This window comes from Mucilaginibacter corticis (genome assembly GCF_007558865.1).
Taxonomy (GTDB): domain Bacteria; phylum Bacteroidota; class Bacteroidia; order Sphingobacteriales; family Sphingobacteriaceae; genus Mucilaginibacter; species Mucilaginibacter corticis.
In genome coordinates, this window is record NZ_VLPK01000001.1 from 1,371,666 (window position 1) to 1,397,434 (window position 25,769).

The window sequence follows — 25,769 nt, forward strand, 5'->3', positions numbered from 1 at the left end:
GTGCAATTACTTAGCAAGCCTTATGCCAGTAAATTGCCATCGTAAATGCGTTTGAAAAAAGTTGCGGTAAGTGATACGGCTATGCCCCGGCGATGTAACTTCCGATGCGCCCCTCAATACTTTTTGGTTCACCATAAATTTACCGTTATACTCGCCAATGGCGCCGGCAGCCTTTGTAAAACCGGGATATGGCAGATACGAGCTTTCGGTCCATTCCCAGCTTTTACCCCATGCAAATTGCGGCGCGGTAGCTTCCCACTCAAACTCGGTTGGCAGGCGCATACCTTTCCAGGTGGCATAAGCGTAGGCTTCAAAATAACTGATATGGCAAACAGGATCATGCAGTTTCAATGGCTCTAAACCATGGAAACTGTAGTTATGCCACTCGCCATCGATCATATGCCAGTAAAGCGGTGATTCGATATGATGGGTTTTTACCCAATCCCAGCCCTCGGCATGCCAGTGGCGGAAATCATGATAGCCATCGGCATTTATAAATTCTAAATACTCGGCATTAGTAACCAGGTTAGGGCTTATGTCAAAAGCGTTTAAATATACCTTATGGCGGTTATGCTCATTATCGAAACTAAAGCCCTTGCCTGCAAAGCCTATCTCATAAACGCCTTCATCCAGCTTAATAAACCCGGAATCGCTGCGCGCAACCTTTGGCGACACATAGTCTTTGTTATAAGCCGGGAACAATGGATTATGCCCTAAAATATATTTGATATCGGTATATAGCAATTCCTGGTGCTGCTCTTCATGGTTAAGGCCCAAAACCAGTAATTCACGCACCTCTGCCGAGGGTTCTTCGAGTAAGAATTTGGTCATGGCATCATCTACGTATTCGCGGTAGCGATAGATCTCGATAACGGTTGGCCGGCTTAAATTGCCCCGGTCTGTACGGATAACGCGGTTACCCACAGCTTCATAATAACTGTTGAACACGTAGTTATATTCCGCATTATATTCCTGGTAGCCGGTAGCGTAGGGCTTTAAAATAAAGGTCTCGAAAAACCAGGTGGTATGGCCAATATGCCACTTGGGCGGGCTCACGTCAACCACCGGCTGCACCACGTAGTCTTCGGTCTGCAGGTGGCTGCAGATAGCTTCAGTATGTTTTCTAACTTTAAAGTAACAGTCTAATAGATCCATTGATTATTTTCTTTCCAAATACTGTTTAAGGTCTGATATGGTTTTAACACCCAGATCGGCAGCTTGTTTTTTACGCATCATTAAAGCATAGGCATTGTTAAATCCAATAGGTTGCAGCCACTTAATTTGATACCGATTTTCAAATTCGTTTTTAACATAGTTATAGGTTTTATCCCTGTCGCCCTCCAAAGCATCAATAGCTTTTTGCTGTGGCTGCAATATGGCAAGCAGGCCTGTCCCCGTGTATTCGGGGTATAGGTCTATCTGGTTATTGGTCAGCGCATCAAAACAAATTTTAGTGCCGCCCAGCCCCGTTTTGGTGGCCACATCATAATCTGTATATCCCTTTATCAGCATGGTGTACATACTGGCTAAAATATATTGTTCTCCAAATATTTTAGAGCCTATGCGCACTATCCCTGCATTACCGCCACGCTCCGGCTGGTATAAATTATGCGCCGTTAAAAAGTCCTTAGCCACACGTTCCGGGCTTTGGTGAAGGTAGTCAGTCCGGTAATTTAAATCGGTCATAACGCTATCATTTATTTTGCCCGACAGCATGTTTAATGTCTTTTCCAGGTCAGGAAATTTCTTCAAGGCATCGTCCCTTACTATCGGCGCGGCATAATATGGCGGGAAGATCTTTTTATTATCATCTAAAACCACCAGGTCGTAAGCTTTGAGCCGCCCGTCGGTCGAGTAGCCGCTGATCACATCCAGCTCTTTCTCAAAACAGGCTTTATACATCACCGCATCGCTGATGACTATGGTATGGATCTTCAGCCCATACTTACTGCGCAGGCCCAGGTTACCATCCTGCCGGCCCATAAATTCGGGCGTAAAACCGGCGGTAAGTTTACTGCCATAGGCTGATGGGATAAAGTAAAAACAAGCCATCACGATGATCAATACCGGTAATACTTTAGCCGCGACCTTCAATTTCTTCAGATTAAGATGCTGCAGCATGGATAGTAAAGAGTCAAACAAAATAGCCAGCAAAGCCGCCGGGATGGCCCCCGCCAGGATCATGTTGGTATTATTAAGCGAGATACCACCGAAAATAAACTCGCCTAAGCCACCCGCCGCTATGTATGAGGCCAATGTAGCCACGCCAACATTTATTACCGTAGCGGTACGGATACCGGCCAATATCACCGGCATAGCCAGGGGCAGCTCAACCTTAAACAGCACCTGCCTTTTACTCATGCCCATGGCTACCGCTGCTTCTTTAACAGCGCCGTCAACCCCGGTAATGCCTGTGTAGGTGTTACGAATGATTGGCAACAGCGCATACAGCAATAAAGCAACAATGGCGGGCTTTGCACCAATGCCCAGCAGGGGGATCATAAAACCCAAAAGCGCTATACTGGGGATGGTCTGCAAAACACCGGCAACGCCTAAAATCGACCCTGATAATTTTCTTTTCCGAGCGATAAGAATGCCCAACGGCAAGCCGACTAATACCGCTATGATGAGCGAAATAAAAGTTAGCCCGATATGCTGCAGCGTTTGCGTAAGCAGCTTATCGCTTTGCTGGGCCATGAACTGCCAGAGGGTTTGCTGTTGCTCATTCATGCGGCTGGTGCTTTTTGTATTGATAAAATGCCGACATCAACTCCTCAAAACCCAACGTTCCAACTTTTTTACGCTCATGATCGAGTATGGCTATATTTTCATTTTTTGTAAACTGTAACCGCTCTAACATAAACCACAAACTTGCATCAGCCGGAAAAGCAACGCCCTGCAATTCAAAAGTTCCCCCTTCAGAGGGCGGAGGGGGCTTGATCGCCTTAAACTCCAATTGCAATCGTTGCTCTTTTAAAAAATCTTTAATAAAAGCGTTGGCTGGTTTAAACAGCAATTCAGCAGGTGTGCCGTTCTGTATGATCCTGCCTTTGTCCATCAGGCAGATCCTGTCGCCCAGCTCAAAAGCTTCTTGCACATCGTGCGTCACCATGATGATGGTTTTTCGCTTTAGCTCATCCAACTCCTTAAACTCGGCATGGATCTTTGAGCGCGTTACATTGTCAAGCGCGGCAAAGGGCTCATCCATCAATAACACAGGAGGATCTGCAACCAGGGCACGGGCCAAACCAACGCGTTGCTGCTGGCCGCCGCTTAATTCATTAGGGTAAACGTTTAAATATTTTTTATCGAGGTGCAGTTTCTCCAATAACTCGCTAACGCGATGTTTGATCTGCTTGTCGTCCCATTTTAGCAATTGCGGAACGATGGCGATATTCTCGGCCACGGTATAGTGTGGGAACAGGCCATTGTTCTGCAATACGTAACCGATACCGCGGCGCAATGCCTCGGGCGATTGTTCCATGATATCTCGCCCGTTAATAAAGATCTTACCGGCGGTTGGTTCAATTAACCGGTTGATCATTTTAAGCGTGGTGGTTTTACCGCAACCGCTGGTACCCAGCAAGATCAGGTTCTCGCCCTCGTTAACCTCGAACGAAATATGATCAACAGCCTTAGTTTTCCCGAATGATTTACTTAAATGGTCAACCTTTATCATCGGCAATTAATCTTCAATACGCATGAACAGGTTATTCAATGACTCTGAATACAGCGGGTGCGCGAATACACAATAGCGGATCCTATCATAAGTAATACCACCCTCCATAGCCATTTGCAGTACCGACATGATCTCGCCACCCTCCTGGCCTAAAATAGCGGCACCCAATATCTTCTTTGTTTTACGGTCGACCACGGCTTTCATAAATCCGCGGGTATCGCCTGTTTCAACAGCACGCGCTACATGCGCCATGGGTAGCTTGGCTATGATCACATCAAGCCCCTGGTCTTTTGCTTCCTGCTCGCTTATACCGATGCGACCCAATTGCGGGTCGGTGAACATGCAGTAAGGTACAGGCCTGTCCTTGGTATTCAGGTTGGCTTTTTCAATAATGTTACGGTAGACGATGGTATAATCGTTATAGGAAATATGGGTAAACGCCGGGCCGCCATTTACATCGCCTAAAGCATAAATACCTTTCACGTTGGTTTCCAGCTTATCATTTACCTTGATAAAGCCTTTTTCATTAACCTTAACACCTGTTTTGTCTAACCCCAAGTTATCTGTATTGGGCGAGCGGCCCACAGCCACCAGCACATGGCTAAATTTCTCTTTCTTCTCGTGCCCCGCGTTTTTTATGGTGGCGATGATCTTGCCTTTTTTGCTTTGTTTAAACTTAACCACCTGCGACCCCGTCTGCACATTGATATCTTCCAGCTCAAACAGCTTACGCATTTCAAGAGAGAGATCTTCATCCTCGTGCGAGATCAACCGTGCTGACCGCTCTATTATTGTGACCTTGCTGCCAAACCTGCGGAACATTTGTCCAAACTCTAAACCGATATAATTACCGCCGATCACTAATAAATTACCAGGCACTTTATCCAACTCTAAAATAGATGTCGAGGTTAAATAATTAATGTCTTTCAAACCTTCAATATCAGGAATAACAGTTTTAGCGCCATTATTTAAAAACACCAGGTCGGCTTTATAAACTTGCGTGCCGCCGTCATTCAGTTTTACCGATATGGTTTTAACGTCAATAAAAACAGCTTCGCCAAATACCAGGTCAAGGTTGGGCGTTTCATCTGCGTTTTTTGTACTGCCGTTACGGGCGTGCATCACAATATCATCTTTGCGTTTTTTTATCAGCGCCATGTCCACCTTGTAACCCTTTATTTTGATCCCCAGCGGGCCGCTGTTGGTAGCCATGTAGGCGGCCTTTGCAGATGCTACCCAGGTTTTTGTAGGTGTACAGCCATCATTCACACAGGTGCCGCCTACCCAGCGTTTTTCAATCAGCACCACTTTTTTGCCTGCTTTGGCCAATCTTTTGGCAAGCGGTAGGCCTGCCTGCCCGGCGCCTATAACAATAGCATCATATTCTTTCGGCTTCATGATCAGTTGGTTATTTGTACACCTTTCCAAAAGGCTATATAATTTTTAATATGCGCCGCGGCTTCTTTCGGATCAGAGTAATACCAGGCCGCGTCCCTATTCTCTTTACCATCAACCACCAGGCTATGGTATGATGCCAGGCCTTTCCACGGGCAAACGGTATTGGTGCTTGAACTGCAAAGGTATTCGGGCTTAACGCTTTCAACCGGGAAATAATGATTATTCTCAACCACAACGGTATTGTCGCTCTCGGCAATTACCTGGTTATTCCATATTGCTTTCATATTGGTACTATTGCTTGGTTTTGTTTAATAAAGATAAGTTTATCCTTTGATAGATTGATAAGGCAAAAAAGATGTTTTTGTTTGATTATCAACGGGTGATTATGTCATATAAAAACCATAGATAATTTTTTTTAAAAGATTATTTTTAATTTACCATTAAACGTATATCTTTGCAATCCCAAAATAAGGGAAATCATTTTAAAAAATGGCCCGTTCGTCTAGGGGTTAGGACGTTAGATTTTCATTCTAGAAACAGGGGTTCGATTCCCCTACGGGCTACAAAAGGAAACACCAGATAATGGTTGTTTCCTTTTTTTATGTCCAAAAACAAGTGGCACATAGACAATTACTATCGAGCCAAGAAGGGTTTTATCAAAGGCCTGCCTTGACATCTGTAAATGACTAAATAAATTTTGAGCCTTCCAGTCAAGTAATTTGAGCTTCCCGGCAAACCCGTACTGTTTTTTTAGCCTGACCTTTGTTTTGCAATTAAAGCAAACAGAAAAATGAAAAATGTAATATTAATAACAGGTGCCTCTGCCGGGATGGGTAAAGATTTCGCTAAGGGATTAGTAAAAGATGGCCACGTAGTTTATGGCGCTGCACGCAGGGTAGACAAAATGGATGATATCAAAGCGCTTGGCGTAAAGATATTAGAGATGGATGTAACCGATGATGCCTCAATGGTTACGGGAATTGACACCATAATTAAAGTTGAAGGCAGGTTAGATGTATTGATCAACAATGCGGGCTTTGGCTCATATGGTGCGATTGAAGACGTGCCGATGGCTGACGCGCGGTACCAGCTGGAAGTAAACGTAATTGGGGCAGCGCGTTTAATGCAATTGGTTTTACCTTCTATGCGTAAACACAAATTTGGGCGCATTATTAATGTAACTTCAATAGGTGGTAAATTAGCTATGGCTTTTGGTGGCTGGTACCATGCCAGCAAGTTTGCGCTGGAAGCATTGAGTGATAGCCTGCGTAACGAAGTAGAGCAGTTTGGCATTGATGTGATAGTTATAGAGCCGGGCGGTATAAAAACAGAGTGGAGCGGCATTGCAGGTGATAATCTAAAGAAAATTTCAGGGCATACTGCTTATAAGCAAAAGGCCAATCAGGTTGCAGAATTGTTTGACACGATTGAAAATAAAGTACCCGGACCGGAGGTAATTACGACTTTGGTAAGGAAAGCCATTGAAGCTAAAAAGCCCAAAACGAGATATTCCGATGGTTATATGGCAGGGGTTGCCTTATTTATGCGTAAAATATTATCCGACAGGCTGTTTGACAAGATAATGATGAGTCAATTTAAAAAGTAATAAGATTATAGAATCAGTATATTTGAACTTCACATGAACGACACTTCGCATATTGAACTGGACAACCTGCTTTATTCGTGCATTAATGAAAAGGCGCGCGGAAATGAACAATATGTTTGTGAACATGCCTTAGGATATATTATATCCGGCGAAACGCATATTCAAACCCCTGAAGGTACAAAAGTTTTTGGTGCGGGGCAGATAGGATTAGTGCGCAGGAACCTATTGGTGAAATCCATAAAAGTACCGCCGCCGTCAGGAGAATTTAAGTCGATAAATATCTTTTTGGATCAGGATTTTCTACGAAAATACTGGGCCGAAAATAAATTGTCGGCGGTAGCCAGATACACCGGTTCGCCAATGCTTATCTTACCTCCGGATCCTTATATAAAAGGTTATTTTGATTCTCTGATGCCTTATTTTGAAAATAATGCACAGCCTAAACCTGTATTGGCCGATATCAAAACCAAGGAGGCTGTTGAATTGCTGTTGCGATCAAACCCTGACCTCAAAAACTTCTTGTTTGATTTTAGCGACCCTTACAAAATTGATCTGGAAAATTATATGAACAGGCACTACATGTACAATGTGCCTGCTGTACAGTTTGCCAGATTAACGGGCCGTAGTTTAGCAAGCTTTAAGCGCGACTTTGAAAAGATATTTCAAACTTCACCCGGGCAATGGCTATTGCAAAAACGACTTGAAGAAGCTCATTATTTGATCAGCGAAAAAGGCCGTAAGCCGTCGGATGTATATTTAGATGTAGGGTTCGAAAACCTATCGCATTTTTCCCGTTCATTCAAACAAGCTTTTGGTGTTGCACCGTCAAGGGTGTAAAGTTAGGCCCCTTAAATCACCCATGAATAGTTTCGAGAATATTTGTCTATTCACTACAAACTGGTTCTTGTATATTGGAAAAATGGCAGAGAAATAATACTTAGTTCAGACAAACCGTTTTTAATGTCTATGCTGAGGCAATTGCTGTTTTGGACAACAACGTTATATAGCAGGCGACGAAAATACCAGGCACGGCCAGATTGCCAAATACTGGAAAAATGGCAAGGCTACATATCCTGGAAACGGTAAGCACAACTCTGCAGCTTACACAATTGTAGTGGCTAAATTTTAAGCGCCTTGTTTATGGGGCTTTCTATCTTCTTCGCAAAGTGTTTACCGATTGCGGGGAGGCCTTCAATACGTTTGTTTTCAACAGCAAAAGGTGTTTCATAAGCGCCATTTTCAGTAAACAAATCAACAAACGGCTTATAGTCGCGGGTTTGAAAAGATTTTCTGATGGTTTCAACGATGCCCTGTATCAATATTTAGTACAATCCTCTTTCCTCCTGGCAAACAACCAAGATCAAATCACATTGCTGTTAGCCTGAATAATGCAGCACCATGTTTATTGATCCGTTGTTGATAGGTATTGGTGAATGTCCCTATATTTTGCTTTTTCCAAAGATCCCTTACCATGACACTACCATTAAGCTTAAGTTCATTAAATGGCAGTGTTACATTATCGGCATCTTCGCCTAAATTAAACATGGCTACATACAGATCTTTACTGCCCTGAACGTGCGAGTACCAAATCATTTTGCCGTTTTTATTATAAAGCTCGCGCGGGTTTTCGCCATACCGGTTTACAGCAAGTACTTCGCTGTTATTAAATAAACTTAATTCGAAGGGACGATTTTCGGGCAAATTACCCCCAAGCATTAACGGCGAGCGATAAATGCTCCAAAAAGTCATATGTGTATATTCTTCATCCCGGGTAAACCTGCTATATCGTTCTTCGCCAACGGGGCCGCGTTTAGAGAGCTTGCCTATCTGGATCATATCGCAATCGAGCCATGTACCCGCGGCAGTCTTACCTTCCCATAGTTTTGCCTGGCGCATCATCGCGGTAATTTCATTCCAGTTATCCCAAAAATCATCTGCCAGTCGCCACATATTCGCGTTTTTAGCCGCATGCTCTGCTTCGGCTATTGGCGTACTACCCGGCGATAGGCTCAAAACAATTGGCCTGCCACAATTGATAATAGCCTTATGGTAGCCTTCAACTTCAGGCTCGCTATACGGCCGTGACAGGTCGTCAACTTTAATAAAATCAACACCCCATGAAGCATATAACTCCAATATAGAATTCAGGTACTCCTGGGCACCTGGCTTTTTCATATCTAAACCGTACATATGGTTCATCCATGTACATTTTGAATTGGTATCTGCCACCATATCCGCCGTTATACCACTGGTACCTTTTATAGGCGATTTTGCCCAATATGCCTGTCGCGGAATACCTCGCATTACGTGAATACCAAATTTTAACCCTTTTGAATGAATATAATTGGCAAGTGGCTTAAAACCCAAGCCGCCCCAGGCAGACGGAAATTTATTTGGCTGCGGCAGTAAGCGTCCCCATTTATCCATGGTAAGCCATGGTACAAGCGAGCCATCGGGCATTTTCATTTGATAAGGGTTGCCTATTTTGCTTCCCGGCGGGTTATCGTACGACCATAAAAAATCCACTACAATATATTCCCAGCCAAACTTTTTAAGGTTTTTGGCCATATAGTCTGCATTTGCCTTTACCTCATCTTCATGTACTGCAGAACCAAAACAATTATAACTGTTCCAGCCCATAGGCGGCGTAGCGGCCAATATTCCAGACTTTGCAGCCACAGCGATCTTTTTATGCGATGGGACAGCACTTTGCTTTACCGGTTTTGTTTGAGCAAATACCGCTTGTGTACAAAAAGCAAATACTGAAAGCAGCAAACCTTGTAGTTTCATATTTTTTATTTATTAGAATCTACAGGCGTGATCTGTGCTACAAAACCACCACCCGAAACCATTTTTACCTGCAGTGCTTGTTGTGAATTTATAACGCGGGTAGTTTTTACTAATTTCTTAGGATCGGCATCCGCGGCAGACGCGTCTGCCCAGGTAGTAATGCTGTACTTACCGGCTGGTAAAAATGTAAGGTCTAAACTAATGCTCCTGGCAGTACTATTATTCATTGCCCCAACGTACCAGTTTTTCCCGCTTTGTTTCGCTATGGCGATATATTCACCGGGATAGCCCGCCAAAACTTTTGTATCATCCCAAACCGTAGGCATAGCCTTTAAAAAGTCGGCGCCGGGTTGGCCCAGGATATTTTCGGGCGCGTCGCAGTAAACCGTAAACGGGCTTTCGTAGATCACAAATTTTGACAGCTCGGCACAACGGGTATTCATTACAACTGTCGGAATCTGCTGCCTGAAATTCGCTTTGGTCACGTTTAAAAAACCGCCCGGTGTATAGTCCATTTGGCCTGCCAGCATCCGTGTAAATGGCAGGGTGGTATTGTGTTCGGGCGTTACCCGGTTAGAAAATTTAGAATACTCTTCGCCCATAACGCCCTCACGGGTTATCATGTTAGGGTAAGTGCGGATAATGCCATCAGGCTTAAATGCGCCGTGAAAATCAACCATTAAATGGTATTTGGCTGCTGCTGTAATTATACGGCGGTACCAGTTAACCATTTGCTGATCATCACGATCCATGAAATCTATTTTAACACCTGCAAGTCCCCATTGCTGATACAGTGGGAAAGCTTTTTCAAACGCGTTATTCCGGTCAACATCGGTATTGTAAAGCCATACCCAGCACTTTACATTTTTTGCCTTAGCGTAGGCCAATATCTCAGGCATATTGATCTGTTGGGCGGGCTTGGTTATATCGGCTTCAAGCTTGTTAAATTCGCCATACCACTGCCAGTCTATCAGCATATAAGGCCATTGTTGTGCCGATGCCAGGTCAATGTATTTTTTGATAGTAGGCATATCCATTTTAACATCACCGCTCCACCAGTTATCCCAGGCGCTCATGCCGGGTTTTATCCAGCTCACATCGCTTAAAGCACAAGGCGGGTTGAGATTTTGAATGATCTCCGACTCGATCAATTTACCCGGCCGGTCGGCCAGCATAATTACCCGCCAGGGCGTAAATAAGTTATCACTAAACCTTGCTTTTATCCCGTTCTCTTTTTCGCCGGGTAATGGCGCTAATTTGGTTACTAACGTTGTATGGTTTGATGCTGTGGTATCACTGCTTAATGAGCCTATATAAAAGCCGGGGTAATTATTAATATCGGCTTCGGTAATAGCCACATATTTTTTTTCGGAGGTCTGTATTAAAAACGGTAAGGCCGCTATAGTTTTATTGGTGACATAATTAATGTTGCGCGGCCAAAACTCAGACTCCTGCGAAGAATTATACCGCCCATACTCGGCAACCCAGGCCTTTGCATTACCGGCCACATTAAAGCTGGTTAATTCTTTAGTTATTTGGCGTTCAGTGTTACCCCAAAGCTGGTACCTAAATGCTACGCCATCATTGTAAGCCCTGAAAAACATTTTCATTTGTCGGTGTCGGTCGCCATTTTCCTCCAATAGCAATTCAAGCTCATTATAATGATCGGTGATTTGGCTATGTTTTGACTTTACTACCGGTTGCCATGTTTGGTTAAACTCATGTGTTGATTGGCTTACCACTTTCATCATTTTACCCATCGGCTCCTCACCCGTAAACTCAAAACCTAAGGCCGATGGATTTATAATTGATTTTCCATTATAATTAACCGCATATTGGAGTTGATCTTTATTGCTTACCGTTATTTGCAGGGCCTTATCCGGCGAATTCACCCGGTAACTTTGGGCGTACAGCGCAACATTGGTTGACAAAACGATAGCGAAAATAACAACAGCAGTTTTCATAACGATCAGGTAATTGGTCTTTCAGTTTTTTAGCATGAGGTTTGCGACATGCCTGGTCTGGTAAATTTACTTTTAATCCCGCATTTGTTTACTCAAAATTTCATTAGCGTTTTACCCGGTTTAATCTGCTAAAGTAAAATCAGGCAGATCTATCTTTTTGCCGCCATCCATAGCCGACTCATGCGCCAGAATACCTACGCAAGTGATATTGGCCGACTGCCTTGCATTAGGTAAAGGCTGGCGTTTATTTACCAAGGCCGATACAAACTCATTAACCAAATGCGGGTGCGAGCCGCCATGTCCTGATCCCTGTATGAATGAAAGATGCTGATTGCTATCCGCGTCATAAACGCCGCCTGTGGTAAAGGCCTGGATCTCTTTCGGTAATAGGTGAGCATAATCAGGTATGGTTACTTTTTCAGGTGTTTCGCCGGTGTGGATCACGGATGGCTCATGCTCTACCAATGTCCATTCAAATGTTTTTTTAGAGCCGTACACATCAAAACTTTCGCGGTATTGCCTTGCCGTGTTAAACAGCGACCGAGTAACTTCGGCAGCAAGGTCAGAATCTTTAAACTTGATATGGCAGCTTTCTATTGCAAATGGTGATCCGTATTTACTGATCAGATCTTCGTCGATACGGCCTGATCCGAAACATGAAACATATTCGGCATCAGCTTTAGCTAAGGCCAAAACCGGGCCTACGCAATGGGTAGCGTAATGCATGGGCGGTAAGCCTTCCCAGTAGCCCGGCCAGCCTGCCATTTCCTGCTGGTGCGATGCCCGTAAGAATTGCAGACGGCCCAGTTCGCCATTTTCATACAGCTCTTTTACAAATAAAAACTCCCTGCTGTAGATCACTGTTTCCATCATCATGTAGGTGAGCCCCGTTTCCTTAACGGCTTCTACTATCCGATGGCATTCGTCAACGGTAGTGGCCATGGGTACAGTACAAGCCACATGCTTACCTGCATATAATGCTTTTATAGATTGCTCGGCATGGCTTTGAATTGGGGTGTTGATATGCACGGCGTCAACCTCAGGGTCGCGTAATAATTCGTCGTAATCGGTATAACGTTTTTCTATTCCGAAGGCATCGCCTACCTGGTGCAGTTTGGTATGGTCGCGCTGGCAAATGGCATACATATTTGCATTGGGGTGATGCTGATAAATAGGGATAAACTCGGCCCCAAAACCTAAGCCTACTATGGCTACGTTAATTTTTTTATTTTCCATATCTGTAATAATATTCTGTTAAATGTTTGATTGCTACTGCGCCCATTGCTTTAAAAAGGCCAGCCCTTCTGATGCAAATTTGTCCTGGCTCGAAGCCAGTGGGTGCCAGATGCAAACCGCCTGTGCCAGTTCCTTGTTATCGGGCGTAAAACTTTCTATGGACACTGTCCCTTTATAGTTTATCGCTTCAAGCCCACGGCGGTAGGCGGCCCAATTGGTTTGGCCCGTGCCCGGCGTGCCCCGGTAATTTTCTGCAACCTGTACGTGGATCAATTTGTCACCCGCCAATTTTATCGCTTCCTCAATATCAGGCTCTTCGATGTTCATGTGAAAACCATCCAGTATCACCTTGGCAGCCGGATGATTGATATCATTAACCAATCTTATCACATCTTTTGCAGTATTCACCAGGTCTGATTCAAAACGGTTCAGCGGCTCAAGCGCTATTTCTAATCCGCGTTCTTGTGCCATGTCGCAAACTTTGCGCAGGTTTTTAACGGCAAGGTCCCATTCGGCTTTACGTTGCTCGGGCGGCAACATGCGTGCTTTTCCAACTGCCGAATACATGGGTCCTGCAAAAAAACCGGTATCCCATAAGGCACACAGATCTAAACAATCAGCTATATATTTAAAGCAGTTATCCTGAACGGCGGGGTCTTCGTTAGTAAGATCTCGGCTTGGGCCAAACGCACCGCAAACAATAGCTTTAAGGTTATATTTTGCTAACGCGATCTTTACGGCGTTGCCATCTATCAAGGCCGGATCTTCCACAGCAATTTCAACGGCGTCAAAGCCCATCGCGGCAATTTTTGGAAACAGTTCTTCTATTGACGATGTTTTAAATGGCGACGTAAATAGCCAGGTGCTTACACCGAATTTTATTGGTAATGACATAGTATTCTATTTAATAGGGTGTAGCTTCTGGTTCATCAGCCGGGTTTAATGTTACGGCTTTGTAGCCTCCCTTTGATCTGAAATAAAGGAGAAGCAACAGGAAACTAACCAGCATGATCAGCGGAAAGAAGACTATATAACGCAGCGCTTCTTTTTTTGCCGTATCGCGGATGTTAGTAACAGTTAGTTGCTCATCGGCATTTGCTGTAGATAGTTTGGCTTGATCGAGCGCTTTGTAGTCGCCAAAAAAACTGGTTTTTTGCTCGGTAACGTAGGTACTGTGTATAGCGGTTTGATGCGCTTGATCATAAGCAGAAATTTTTTGATCGACAGATTTATCCTGTATAAAACCTAAGATACCTGCACCAATAACACCTGCAGCTATCATACCCAAACCACCGGTAATATTTAAAGTTAACGCGCCACCCTTTGGAAAACGCTCGGACACCATACCCAACATAGTCGGCCAAAAGAAGGATTTACCAAGCCCGTATATGGTTGCCGCAACCAGGATCATGGTACCGGCAGAGAAAGACATGGTATATAGCCCTATCCCTGCAATTGCAGAACATATAGCCAATAATCCCGGCGAAGAGAACCTATGCGATATTGGCCCGGCAAAGAACCGCAGCACAAACATAATGGCTGATGTATAAACCAATACCCAACCCGCCTGGAAACCTATCTTATTCATTTCGGGGGTCATCAGGTCGGTTATCCAGCTATCGGTACCTAGTTCGGTAGTGGCCAGCGGGATCATGATCAGCAGCAGAACAATGAACAATGGCTGCCCGAAACTGCGGGTATAATAACCAAAACCCGCAGTTAGCAATAAGGTAATGATAACATTGGCGGTGGTCGACCAGCCAAATACCGCGCCTAATTGAAATATGATCAACGCCACAATTATCAATGCACCGCCGGCACCAACTTCCTGCAACATTTCTTTGTAAGATACACCTGCCTGTACCCGTTCATTTACCGGGAATTTCCTGGAGATCATCATTAGGGCATAAATAATCGTCGGGATCAGGATCAGCGCGATCTTATACTCCCACCGCGTATTGGCGCCCAGTAACAAGGCCATTACCCCACCCAAAACCAGGCCGCCTGCCCAGCCTGCATGAAGCATGCTGAGCCACTTGATCTTTTGTTTTGGGAACATGGTAGCAACCACCGGGTTGGCCACCGCCTCGACAGTACCGTTACCTATGGCACATATAAATGAGCCAATGTAAAGCATCCAGTAGCCACTTGCAAAAATGGTAAGCACAGCCGATGTGATATGACAGATCACCGCGAAGATCATAGCCGTTTTATAGCCGATCTTGTCAATCACCAGGCTAAAAAGTACAATACTTATCGCGAATGGCCAAAGCCCCACACCCGCTATCTCGCCAAGCTGGGTTTGGGTAAGATTAAAATCATGCCCCCATTGCGGCAAGATCAAGGCCCGTAAGATAAACCCAAAAGCAGTGGTGACAAGCGATATAAAACACGCGTAAAAAAGTTTCAGGTCGGGCTGGTTTCCAGTTTTTGCAGTTGTCATATCCGACTTATTTAATAACTTTCATAATACCGTTCATAATGCGCCAGTGCCCCGGGAACGAGCAGATGAAGGGATAATCCCCCGCATCGGCAGGTACCCTGAACTTTAACTTAAAGCTCTTTTGCGGCTCTACCAATGTTGTTGAAAACAACACTTCCGGAATTTTCGGGATGTAGTTTTGCTCGATACCCTTCGGGTCCTGCGCCAGCTTATCTGCAGCAGCGCCTACTTTGTCCAGGCTTCCTTTTTTCAGGATCAGGAAGTTATGCTGCATAAAATCAGGGTTTGAAAAGTCAACTTCTACCATACTGCCCGCCTTCACCGTAAACGTTTTAGTGTCATACTTCATTGCATTTTGCACTACCGCGATCTTTACGGTCTGGTCAACTTTGGCATTCGAAATATTGGCCCGTTCTATAGCTGCCAGGTTTGCGTTTTTAGTTTCTTCTTCAAAACCTTTTACATGCGTGGCCATGGCAATGGGGATTGCCCTGCTCAGCCAATAATCATTTGCATTTTGAGGGACTTTTTGCGCAGCCGATAAAAACTGACCCATTTCGTCATTAGCAGGCATATCTGCTACCGTTAAAAATGCGGCAAGACGTGTATTCAAATTAGCATCAGTAAGTAACCCGGCTTTTTGAATAGCAGCCATGGATCTTGCCGTTAACGGCAATACCTGCAAAGCTGCTTTGCGTACACCGGCAGATGGATGGCTCAATGCACCTTCGGCAACAGTTAGCGCCTTTTCATTCGAACCATTTAACAAGCCCAATCCGTTCAAAGTCCATAAGGCATGAATAGCCGGCGCATTAATGCCTATAGCATCTACAGACGTGTTGAGGACCAGGTCAAATAACTGCGGTGCCAGTTGTTTATAACCACCTTCAACAATTAACCGTTGCGCAGTGATGCGCCAAAACATATTATCGCTTTTTAAACCCGCCAGTAATTCGTCGGGCTTATTTTTGTCGAGCTTTGTGATAGCAGATGGCTTAGCGCCGTCATAAACTATCCGGTAAATACGTCCGTGTGTGCGGTCGCGCAGCGGATTGATATAGGCGTTACCTTTTCCGTTTTCAAAGCCTTTAGGTGTAGGGTTATGCTGGATAATAAAGTTATACCAGTCGCACACCCAAAGCGCGCCATCCGGACCGACTTCAGACTGTACGGGCCCCATCCATTCATCAGCACTGGCCAGGAAATTCCAGCCATCCTTTTCTCTAAAGCCTGAACCATCCGGCTCCAACACAGCACGGTGGACAACACGGCCTGTCGGTTCGTTCACAAAACCTATCTTGTTCCAGTATTCTTCAGGAAAATTACGCGCGGTGTATAAATTGTGCCCGGCAGCAGCAGTAAAACCATCATGTACGTCAACCTGTCTTAAGTTTTTGGTTACTACGTGCATTCCATAATGACCATCGATCTTTTTTACCGACTCCATCCCGGGCATGGCCAGTCTTTGTAAATAAGGCAGCGGGATACCCAAATAATCGCTGTGCGAGTTGTTGGCAGTAGAAATAAACACGTCAAAATTCTCCGAAAAACCAAGGCCCCAGGTATTGTTACTGGTCGACCCTAAATGCTCAAGATTTTTTCCATCCGGCGTAAACCGGTAGACCGCCTGGTTAAAATCAAACTTTTTGTCGCCAATTGTACCTCTAAATCCCGAATAGCCAACCGTGCCCCAGATCTTATTGTCCAGGCCGTACTTTAGGTTTGATGGCCCCGCATGTGTATCAAAAGTTCCCCATCCCGTGATGATCTTTTCCCGCACATCAGCTTTATCGTCGCCATCGGTATCCTTTAAAAATAAAAAATCAGGCGCCTGTGAAATTATTACCCCGCCACGGGCAAAAACGATACTTGTGGGGATATTTAAGTGATCGGCAAAGATGGTAAACTTGTCGGCCTTACCGTCGCCATTCGTATCCTCACAAATTTTTATACGGTCTTGTCCCTCATTCTTATTTTCACGCACGGTATTCGGGTAATCAATTGTTTCTAAAACCCACAGCCTGCCGCGTTCATCCCAAGCCATAGCAATTGGTTTTTCAATATCAGGTTCGGCAGCAAATAACTGCATTTTAAACCCTACCGGGATTTGGGTTAGCAATTGCGATTCGGCCGGTGACAGCGGTGCCTGCAATTTAGGCGCAGGGTTGCGGTTTTCGTAGTTTGGTATATCAGCAACCGTATATGCCGGGTTTGGTTTCTGCAACTTGTCAAGATTCTTTTCGGCTTTTTTACCAACTGCCCATACAACGCCGTTTTCCAGCATTTTTAAGAAATCCGGATTTTTCCAGGTATGCTCATCATGGCCATACGCGGTGTAAAACACGCGGCCTTTACCGTAGTTGTTCGTCCAGGTATAAGGCTCGTGGTGCGCGCCTTCTACCCGCTCGGTTATTACATGAATATCTTTATTGATCTTGGTATGTACATACGTTTCGTCCCAGGTATTAAACGCGTTCACACCTTTCATAATCGGGTGCTTTTTATCGACAACCACCATGGTAAAAGTGTCGGTTTTATGGGTGCTGAACTGGCCGCCGATCATTTTTACAACCTCGTCTGAATTACGAAAGCAGTAAGACGCGCAATGAACCGGAATAAAACCTTTGCCGCTTTTTACAAATTGCAAAAGAGCTTTTTCCTGCGATTTTGAAATAGTATCATAATTGGCATACACCATTAGCCCATCGTACTTTGCCAGCGTGGTTTCGTTCAGATCGTCGGGGTTAGTGGTATAAGTAATGTTGATGCCATCCTTAAAAAAAGATTGCTGCACGATCTCGGCAAACTTGTCTGACAAATGATGTGTAGCGGTATGCCCCAGGAACAGAATTTCTAATCGGCGGGGTGGATCGTTTTTTATAAATGTGCCTTTAATGCTTACTAATGCGGCCAGGCATATTGCCACCAGGACTATATATTTTTTCATGAAAATAATTTAATAGGTTTATACATAACCGGTGAGTTAGGTATAAACAAATATGGTTATCAAATCTTTTCCTTTTTTGTCTAATTCCGACTGTTTTTTATCATTAAATATGTAGTTTTATATTTTTTGATGCCAATAATTAATTATGAAAGCAGCCATACATAAGTCTTCCATACCTGAATCGCAGATATTTATGATCAAATACCTGGAAGATCAGTATTTCGACCCGATATGGCACTCGCATTCGGAGTACCAGTTATTTGTTCCGCTTGAAGGGACCGGTACCCGTTTTATTGGCGATAGTATTAAATCCTTTGCACCAAACGAATTGATATTAACCGGCACCAACCTACCCCATTTATGGCGCAGCGATGAGTCTTATTTTGAAAAGAATAGTCCTTTAAAAATTCGTGGGATCGTGATTTACCTGCAGGAAAGTTTACTTGGCGAGCACCTGATGGGTAAAGAAGAACTGGTACAGTTAAAGAAGCTGTTTAAAAGATCATCGCGCGGGTTGGAATTTCATGGTGATATAAAACAAAAAGTCATTACCATGATGAAGGAGCTTTTGCAATTAAAAGGATTGGATGCCTTTATTCACCTGCTTAAAATTTTAAACCTGTTATCATCAACCAAAGAATACCATTACATATCACATAACGAATACATAGACCCGTTTAAGGAGGATGAAACCGACAGGATGAGCAGTGTTTATGAATACATATTAAAAAACTATCGCAAAAAAATACACCTGAACGATCTGGCCGATCTTTTATGTATGACGCCAACCTCATTTAGCCGCTATTTTACCATGGCCAATAACAAAGGCTTCGCCAGGTTTATAAGCGAGCTTAGGGTTAAACATGCCTGTAAGCTATTAACAGAAACCGATTTGAGTATCGCCACTATTTCAGAACGGTCTGGTTTTAAAACGCTTTCAAACTTTAACAAGCAGTTTAAAGACGAAATGAAAAAGAAACCTTCTGATTACAAGAAAGAGTTTTTGGCTGTGTAAGACTTTCAGGAATCCAATAATCCTTTAAGATCTTGCTTGGTTACTATGGCTTTTTTCTCGTGAAGGGCATAATGAAAATTATCCAGTTTTTGCAGTAAATACAACAGGTTCACTTTTTCGGCAGTAGTCAGATCACCTGTGATAACTTTACTTACATCGCCAATCTCAACAAATACCCGGTACATTAATTTACGACCGGCAGGCGTTACACCCACATACTTCTCACGCTTATCCTGCGGGTTATCCCATTGGCGGATCAGCCCCGCGGCCAACAGCCGCCGTATCACTTCCATACCTGATGCTTTTTCCTGAAGGTTATAGTTGATCAGTTCAGTTTTTGATAATTGCTCATGGGTAAGCAAAATAGCCAGCGCGGTAAAATCCTCACCGCTCTGTAATGCCGTACCATCAAGCGTTTTTTTGATATATGATTTAGCATACCGGCTCATATACACAAATAACCTACCGATGCTGTTATCCAGTTGGAAAGCGGCACTTTGCGCGTACATCTCCTCGTTACCGAAACGGGTATCACTGTTTGCCGGTTCACCAAGCGGGCCGCCAACCTGATTAAGCAGAAAGCCGGCAAACTCCTGTAAGGAAATTTCGCGCCCATTATTTTCCTCCTCCAGTATTTCTACCAGGTTTAGTAATTGGTGTATGAGCGCGTATGATTTCATCTTTGTTTCAAATTAATATTCATAATAGCGGTCTCGCACTCAATCGCGATGCGCCGATAGCATTATAGATCAGCAGGTTTAACAGTATCAGCGCCATCCCATAAAAGGTATCTTCAAACGGAATGGTCAGGATCCTTAAGCCCATCATTTGCGACGGATTATACCAAACCACCGGAGCGGCCAGGCCTGTGCCTGTTAGCGGGCCATTAACCAGCATAAAGGGTACCAGCAGCACCAGGTAAGTCTGATAAAATCGTAAAAGCCAGCCAACCCTCAGTACAAACTGCGCCAGGATGATCAATATCCCCAGCACCGTAAACGCTGAAAATGTGTAAGCATACCGGTGAAAAACTATCGACATAACCAAAGAACCTGCAATAAGCAAAGCACTTAGCCACCGGGTTATACTTTTTGAAGAATACTTCAGCGGCAAACAGGCATAAGTAAATACACAGGCGTAGGGGATACAAAAAAAGAACAATACCTCTTCTAAAGGAAGGTTTCCAACATAAATACCAGTCAGGTAGTCAGGATTAAACCCCCAGACTTTTAAATTCGTGAAATACATATCCCACACAATAAAGATCAACCCACTGATACAAACCGCCGGAAAAAACGCGAACCAGTTTTTATAAAACTTAAGTTTGGGATGAAACGAGAACGCGAACGGGAAGAGCACCGAAAAAAGATCGATCAGCAGGTAAGTGTATTTCATGGCGTTTGATCTGATCTGTTTTCTTTAAAAAACCTGGACGGCACCCATAGCATTCCAAAACATTCTCCATCCTCCTTACCCAAATGCTTGTGGTGTGTTTTATGTGCCCGCCTGATAGCTTTCAGATACCGGTTATTAGAGTTTCGCAGCACCTTAATGCGTTGATGAATAAACAAGTCGTGGATAAAAAAGTAACATGCCCCGTACAGCGTGATACCCGAGCCGATACTCGTCCACACCGGCATGTGCCCGGTTGTACCCGCAAGCAGGCAAACAATTCCCGGAATAGCAAAGATCAGGAAGAAAAGATCATTATGCTCCCAAAAGCCATAGTGATCTTTGTGATGATGATCACGGTGAAGCGTCCAGAACAAACCGTGCATAACATATTTATGCGTTAGCCAGGCCACCCCCTCCATACCTATAAAAGCGGTGAAAACTATTGCGATGTAAATGAGCCATTGTACCATCATTGTCAATTTACAAAATGTTTAACTTATACCTGATCAGTGAGTCGGCCATGAGCCAGAACTTATGCCGGTTAGATACACGTACCCTTTGTGTTAAAACCTTTTCGGCCGGTACGCCGGCTATTTTATTAAAGAGCTGCCTGTAGTACACATACGCCAGATACACCCCCTTACGGCATGAACCCGGCAGTTGCCGGATACCTTTCAATGCTTCATTAAATTCCGAACGGATCTCCTGTTCTATCGTCTTTTTATCCTCATCCGAGAAATCAGACAGATCAATACCCGGGAAATAGGTGCGTCCCAACTCTTTGTAATCCGCCCGGATATCGCGCAGGAAATTGATCTTTTGAAAAGCCGAACCCAGCATCATGGCAGGCACACGCAGGCGTTCAAAATCTGTTTTATCCCCCTTTGTAAATACCTGCAGGCACATCAGGCCAACTACCTGTGCCGAGCCTAAAATATACTCCTGATAACTTTCTTTGGTATAAGTTTGTCCCGCCAGGTCCATCTCCATACTTTTAAGGAACTGCCTGATCAGGTCATGTGAAATATCATATGTGTTAACTACCTGCTGAAAAGAATTAAGCACCAGGTTTAAGCTGATGCCGCGATCAATAGCCTGGAAACACTCCCTGCTAAATTCTTCCAGCAGTACCTTTTTATCATAGTCGTGAAAGCTGTCAACAATCTCGTCTGCCAGCCGCACAAAGCCATAAATAGCATAAATGGGTTCGCGCATTTCCCGTCCTAAAAAATAAATGCCCAGCGAAAAGCTGGTACTGTATAACCGCGTCGTTTCGCGGCTGCACTTTGCTGAAAGAGTATCAAATCTTGCTTTCATTTTTTACGATTGAGGTATTTTATGAGTTGTCCCGCTGCTACCTTACCCGATATGATAGAAGGCGGCACACCAGGGCCCGGCACGGTTAATTGCCCGGCATAAAATAGGTTCTTGATCTTTTTATTATTTATTGATGGCTTTAAATTAGCCGTTTGTTTTAAGGTATTGGCCAGCCCATAGGCATTGCCTTTGTACGCGTTATAATCTGTTTTAAAATCATTAACGCAATAGCTTTTCTTATAATCCAGCCGATCACGTAAAGGCAAGCCGGTATATTTTTCAAGCCTTTCCATCAGCAGGCCAAAATACTTTTCGCGCAGGGTTTCATCGTCATTAAGCCCGGGAGCCAGCGGCATGAGGATAAACAGATTTTCGTGCCCCGCAGGCGCTACGGTGTCATCCGTTTTGGAAGGGCAGCAAACATAAAACAAAGGCTTTGTAGGCCATTGCGGTTCTTTGTAAATTTCAGTAGCATGCTGCTGCAGATCAGTTTCAAAGAACAGCGTATGGTGCGACAGTTTATCCACCCGGCATGTTACTCCTAAATAAAAGATCAACGCGGAAGGCGCCATGACCCGCTTGTCCCAATAAGCCTCGTCATAATTACGATAGCCGGGCGCTAACAACTCCTGTTCTACATAATGATAATCAGCGGCAGCAATTACGCCATCGCAGCCAATATCCTTTTTTATAGTCCTGATCGACGAGATCTTTTCATCATCTATCGTCAAACCCTTAACAGCCTCGCCGGTATGGAATTTTACACCTTGTTGCTCACACACCTTTTGCATGGCTTCGGTTACCCTGCCAAATCCGCCTTTAGGGTACCATGTTCCTAACTTCAGCCCCGCGTAATTCATCAAGCTATACAGGGCAGGCGTATTTTCAGGCATTGCACCAAGAAACAATACCGGGAACTCCATTAAAGCGATCAGCTTGGGGTCTTTAAAGAATTGGCGTACATGCTTGCTAAAGGTGGTAAACACCTGTAGCTTAAATACACCTTTAAACAGACCCCAATCGGCAAATTCAAAAATGGATAATCCGGGTTTATATACCAGTTTATCCATACCTGTGTGATATTTATAAGCGGCTTCTTTTAAAAAAAGTTGAAGTTGTTTAGCACTTCCTGACTCAATGGATTCAAACAAGGTGCATAAATCCTCAAACCCGGCCGGAATATTTAGCACATCACCAGGGCCAAATACCATGGTAAAACCCGGGTCCAATTGCTCAAGCTCGTAGAAATCTTTAGCCTGGCAACCAAAATCATTAAAGAACTTTTCAAACACCTCGGGCATCCAGTACCAGCTTGGCCCCATATCAAAAACATAGCCTTTTTCTGCAAGCTGCCGTACACGCCCACCTACCTCAGCATTTTTTTCATAGGCATCAACCCCAAAGCCTGCCTTTGCCAAATAAGCTGCTGCGCTTAAGCCTGCAAAACCGGTACCAATAACTGCCAATTTAGAATCGTTCACGAGTGTTTTCTTAATTGACAATAATAATACAATATTGTTTTATTCTATTTAAATTAGTATGTTATTATACTATTATTTTGTTGGGGGTGATAGATTTATACCCGCGATAAAACAATTATTGGCTATCGTCATTATTGTATGGTTATCAACCCAAATTAAACACCATGACCACCTCCGCGAAAAAGAGTACCCCTTTTACTTAAAAGCCACTGTTATCCTTTTCGGGCTAATCCTTTTGGTCTATGTTTTCTCCGCTTTGGGCGATATTTTGGTACCGCTGGCATTTGCCGCCTTTTTGGCCGTATTGCTTAATCCGTTGGTAAATACGCTGATGAGCCATAAAGTCCCCAAAGCTTTAGCCATTATTTTGTCTTTATTTCTGGCGGTAGCATTCCTGACGGGGTTGTTTTATTTCCTCTCTACCCAGATCGCCCAGTTCAGCGCGTCCTTCCCATTATTAAAACAGAAATTTCTTACGCTTAGCGGTTCGGTTCAGCAATGGATCTATCTTAAATTTAATGTCTCTACAGAAAAACAGCTTGCCTTTATTAAGCAGGCGCTTGATAACAGCCAGTCGCTGTTAGGGCAAACTGTTGGTACGGTGCTGGGTACGCTTAGTGTGGTGTTCCTGCTGCCGGTATATATTTTCATGCTGTTGTTTTACAAAACATTGATCCTGAATTTCTTTTTCGAAGTATTTAAAGAAAAACACAGCAGAGAGGTAGCAGAGATCCTGCGTGAAACAAAACTGGCTATTCAAAGCTATATTGTTGGCTTGCTCATTGAAATGGTTATTGTGGCAATCCTTAACTCAATCGCCTTGCTTTTATTAGGCGTAAAATATGCTATCCTACTGGGTGTTATCGGTGCTATCCTTAATATGCTGCCTTATATCGGTGGTATCATTGCTATTGCCCTGCCGGTTTTAATTGCCACGGTAACAAAAGACGGCTATTCAACCCAACTGGGTATTGTTGTGGCTAACCTTGTAATTCAATTTATTGATAACAACATAATCTTTCCAAGCTTCGTATCTGTTAAAGTGCAGATCAACGCACTTATCTCCATAGTGATCGTATTGCTGGGCAATGCACTATGGGGGATATCGGGCATGTTCCTTTCTGTGCCCTTCGTTGCGGTACTTAAAATTATTTTCGACCGGATAGACGAACTCAAACCATGGGGGAAATTACTGGGCGACAATGTACCAACCCGTTACCTCGGCAACCGCCGGAACAAAAAAACCGTCTCGGAAGAAATAGTAGATCAAAAGTAAAATACCCTGCCATTTTACCTGAAATTTTACAGCGATAAAAAATTATCAGAATATGGTTGCTAAAGTCATCAATTAGGGGCTAATTTTACCCTGAATTGGATTCTTCGAAAAATCGCCTCTTCATGACCATCTAAATGGCGGTTTATACCTATTCAATTTTGGAAAATAGCAAACCAAGGGCTTTTTGATAAAGACCGTATATCATATGAAAACACTTATTTGTAAAGAGCCTGGCAATTTAGTTTATTCGGATCTTGCTATTCCCGAACCCGCTAACGGCAATACACTTTTACGCGTACGCCGCATTGGCATTTGCGGTACAGACCTGCATGCTTTTGGCGGAACACAACCTTATTTCAACTATCCAAGGGTATTGGGCCATGAACTGGCTGCCGAAGTGGTAACGCCCGGCGGCGATTTTAAACCGGGCGATATTGTAACCCTTATCCCCTACCTTAATTGCCAAACCTGCCTGGCCTGCCGCACAGGCAAACCCAATTGCTGCGCAAATATAAAAGTATTGGGTGTACATACAGATGGCGGCATGGCTGAATATATTGAGGTACCCACCCGGTTATTATTGCCCGCACAAGGTTTAAGTTTAGATGAACTGGCTTTGGTTGAGCCTTTGGCGATTGGTGCTCACGGCATCCGGCGGGCAGGTGTACAGAAAGACGAATTTGTTTTGGTGGTTGGCGCCGGGCCGATAGGCTTAGGTGCCATGGAGTTTGCCCGCATTGCCGGCGGTAAAGTAATTGCACTGGATATTAACGATCAGCGCTTAAACTTTTGTAAACAAAAATTAAAGGTAGACCATACCATCAACGCCATTACAGATGATGTTGTGGCCCGCCTGCAGGAAATTACCGGCGGCGATATGCCTACAGTTATCATAGATGCCACCGGCAGTCAAAAGGCTATCAATAATGCTTTTCAATACATGGCCCATGGGGCAAGATTTGTTTTGATAGGCCTGCAAAAAGGCGACATTAGTTTCAGCCACCCCGAGTTTCATAAACGCGAGGCTACCTTAATGAGCAGCCGCAACGCCACCCACGAGGATTTTGACCATGTATTATCGTCAATGAAAAATAACTTGGTTGACCCGGCAAATTATATAACCCACCGGGTTAAGTTTGACGAAGTTGCCCATGATTTTCCTACATGGTCAGACCCCGTTAACGGCGTTATCAAAGTGATGGTAGAGGTAAGTTAACAGGCC

22 protein-coding genes and 1 tRNA gene are annotated in these 25,769 nt (G+C 44.1%); 6 read left to right on the forward strand and 17 right to left on the reverse strand.

The genetic code is table 11. The features are described from left to right. Positions 1-6 precede the first annotated feature (6 nt). The 5 genes from egtB to FO440_RS05940 are packed head-to-tail and all read right to left on the reverse strand — an operon-like array spanning position 7 to position 5,361. Positions 7-1,155 carry an ergothioneine biosynthesis protein EgtB gene (gene egtB, locus FO440_RS05920; protein WP_144247292.1) on the reverse strand — a complete coding sequence of 383 codons (1,149 nt, stop codon included), beginning with the start codon at positions 1,153-1,155 and terminating at the stop codon, positions 7-9. Between the two features lie 3 nt (positions 1,156-1,158). Continuing rightward, positions 1,159-2,730: an ABC transporter permease/substrate-binding protein gene (locus FO440_RS05925; RefSeq protein WP_144247293.1), complete on the reverse strand. Its 1,572-nt coding sequence runs from the start codon at positions 2,728-2,730 to the stop codon at positions 1,159-1,161. Then, entirely contained in the window at positions 2,723-3,679 is a 957-nt protein-coding gene (locus FO440_RS05930) for an ABC transporter ATP-binding protein (protein ID WP_144247294.1), read from the reverse strand. The genes FO440_RS05925 and FO440_RS05930 overlap by 8 nt, the downstream gene beginning before the upstream one ends. A gap of 6 nt (positions 3,680-3,685) precedes the next feature. Further along, on the reverse strand, positions 3,686-5,077 hold the full coding sequence (locus FO440_RS05935) for a mercuric reductase (RefSeq protein ID WP_144247295.1): 1,392 nt from the start codon (positions 5,075-5,077) through the stop codon (positions 3,686-3,688). Positions 5,078-5,079: 2 nt separating this feature from the next. Beyond that, on the reverse strand, positions 5,080-5,361 hold the full coding sequence (locus FO440_RS05940) for a DUF427 domain-containing protein (RefSeq protein WP_144247296.1): 282 nt from the start codon (positions 5,359-5,361) through the stop codon (positions 5,080-5,082). Positions 5,362-5,568: 207 nt separating this feature from the next. Here FO440_RS05940 and FO440_RS05945 point away from each other — a divergent pair. The 3 genes from FO440_RS05945 to FO440_RS05955 all read left to right on the forward strand — a co-directional run bounded on the left by FO440_RS05945 (position 5,569) and on the right by FO440_RS05955 (position 7,520). After that, positions 5,569-5,640, forward strand: a tRNA-Glu gene (locus tag FO440_RS05945). Between the two features lie 227 nt (positions 5,641-5,867). After that, positions 5,868-6,683 carry an oxidoreductase gene (locus tag FO440_RS05950; RefSeq protein ID WP_144247297.1) on the forward strand — a complete coding sequence of 272 codons (816 nt, stop codon included), beginning with the start codon at positions 5,868-5,870 and terminating at the stop codon, positions 6,681-6,683. A gap of 33 nt (positions 6,684-6,716) precedes the next feature. Next, positions 6,717-7,520 (forward strand): helix-turn-helix domain-containing protein, encoded by an 804-nt coding sequence (locus tag FO440_RS05955; RefSeq protein ID WP_144247298.1) that lies wholly within the window; start codon positions 6,717-6,719, stop codon positions 7,518-7,520. Positions 7,521-7,801: 281 nt separating this feature from the next. Here FO440_RS05955 and FO440_RS05960 read toward each other — a convergent pair whose 3' ends face one another. The 7 genes from FO440_RS05960 to FO440_RS05990 all read right to left on the reverse strand — a co-directional run bounded on the left by FO440_RS05960 (position 7,802) and on the right by FO440_RS05990 (position 18,063). After that, positions 7,802-8,002, reverse strand: a complete 201-nt coding sequence (locus FO440_RS05960; RefSeq protein WP_144247299.1) for a nuclear transport factor 2-like protein — start codon at positions 8,000-8,002, stop codon at positions 7,802-7,804. A gap of 46 nt (positions 8,003-8,048) precedes the next feature. After that, positions 8,049-9,473 (reverse strand): glycoside hydrolase family 27 protein, encoded by a 1,425-nt coding sequence (locus tag FO440_RS05965; RefSeq protein WP_144247300.1) that lies wholly within the window; start codon positions 9,471-9,473, stop codon positions 8,049-8,051. A gap of 5 nt (positions 9,474-9,478) precedes the next feature. Next, on the reverse strand, positions 9,479-11,437 hold the full coding sequence (locus tag FO440_RS24675; protein ID WP_222103931.1) for a glycoside hydrolase family 97 protein: 1,959 nt from the start codon (positions 11,435-11,437) through the stop codon (positions 9,479-9,481). Positions 11,438-11,557: 120 nt separating this feature from the next. Then, positions 11,558-12,673 (reverse strand): Gfo/Idh/MocA family protein, encoded by a 1,116-nt coding sequence (locus tag FO440_RS05975; protein WP_144247301.1) that lies wholly within the window; start codon positions 12,671-12,673, stop codon positions 11,558-11,560. Between the two features lie 33 nt (positions 12,674-12,706). Continuing rightward, a complete protein-coding gene (locus FO440_RS05980; protein ID WP_144247302.1) occupies positions 12,707-13,567 on the reverse strand; it encodes a sugar phosphate isomerase/epimerase family protein in 861 nt (286 codons plus the stop codon). 10 nt (positions 13,568-13,577) lie between these two features. Further along, the gene (locus tag FO440_RS05985) at positions 13,578-15,116 is read right to left on the reverse strand and encodes an MFS transporter (RefSeq protein WP_144247303.1); all 1,539 of its coding nucleotides are present in this window, start codon (positions 15,114-15,116) and stop codon (positions 13,578-13,580) included. Between the two features lie 7 nt (positions 15,117-15,123). Beyond that, a complete protein-coding gene (locus FO440_RS05990; RefSeq protein WP_144247304.1) occupies positions 15,124-18,063 on the reverse strand; it encodes a PVC-type heme-binding CxxCH protein in 2,940 nt (979 codons plus the stop codon). Between the two features lie 145 nt (positions 18,064-18,208). Between FO440_RS05990 and FO440_RS05995 the strand changes: the two genes are divergently transcribed. Then, a complete protein-coding gene (locus FO440_RS05995; RefSeq protein ID WP_144247305.1) occupies positions 18,209-19,078 on the forward strand; it encodes an AraC family transcriptional regulator in 870 nt (289 codons plus the stop codon). A gap of 5 nt (positions 19,079-19,083) precedes the next feature. On the opposite strand, the gene FO440_RS06000 is transcribed toward FO440_RS05995, so the two are convergent. From FO440_RS06000 to FO440_RS06020, 5 genes are read right to left on the reverse strand one after another with little or no spacing between them, the layout of a single operon-like run. Next, on the reverse strand, positions 19,084-19,758 hold the full coding sequence (locus FO440_RS06000) for a MarR family winged helix-turn-helix transcriptional regulator (protein ID WP_144247306.1): 675 nt from the start codon (positions 19,756-19,758) through the stop codon (positions 19,084-19,086). 19 nt (positions 19,759-19,777) lie between these two features. Beyond that, positions 19,778-20,473, reverse strand: coding sequence for a lycopene cyclase domain-containing protein (locus FO440_RS06005; RefSeq protein WP_144247307.1), 696 nt, complete (start codon positions 20,471-20,473; stop codon positions 19,778-19,780). Then, complete coding sequence (locus FO440_RS06010) at positions 20,470-20,946, reverse strand: sterol desaturase family protein (RefSeq protein WP_246104179.1); 477 nt, start codon at positions 20,944-20,946, stop codon at positions 20,470-20,472. The genes FO440_RS06005 and FO440_RS06010 overlap by 4 nt, the downstream gene beginning before the upstream one ends. A gap of 7 nt (positions 20,947-20,953) precedes the next feature. Continuing rightward, a complete protein-coding gene (locus FO440_RS06015; protein WP_144247308.1) occupies positions 20,954-21,790 on the reverse strand; it encodes a phytoene/squalene synthase family protein in 837 nt (278 codons plus the stop codon). Further along, the gene (locus tag FO440_RS06020; protein WP_144247309.1) at positions 21,787-23,271 is read right to left on the reverse strand and encodes a phytoene desaturase family protein; all 1,485 of its coding nucleotides are present in this window, start codon (positions 23,269-23,271) and stop codon (positions 21,787-21,789) included. Before FO440_RS06020 ends, FO440_RS06015 begins: the two co-directional genes overlap by 4 nt. A 58-nt stretch (positions 23,272-23,329) precedes the next feature. Between FO440_RS06020 and FO440_RS06025 the strand changes: the two genes are divergently transcribed. Together FO440_RS06025 and FO440_RS06030 are read left to right on the forward strand one after the other, a co-directional pair. Beyond that, on the forward strand, positions 23,330-24,547 hold the full coding sequence (locus FO440_RS06025; protein ID WP_144247310.1) for an AI-2E family transporter: 1,218 nt from the start codon (positions 23,330-23,332) through the stop codon (positions 24,545-24,547). Between the two features lie 205 nt (positions 24,548-24,752). Then, positions 24,753-25,763: a zinc-binding alcohol dehydrogenase family protein gene (locus tag FO440_RS06030; protein WP_144247311.1), complete on the forward strand. Its 1,011-nt coding sequence runs from the start codon at positions 24,753-24,755 to the stop codon at positions 25,761-25,763. Positions 25,764-25,769: the final 6 nt, after the last annotated feature.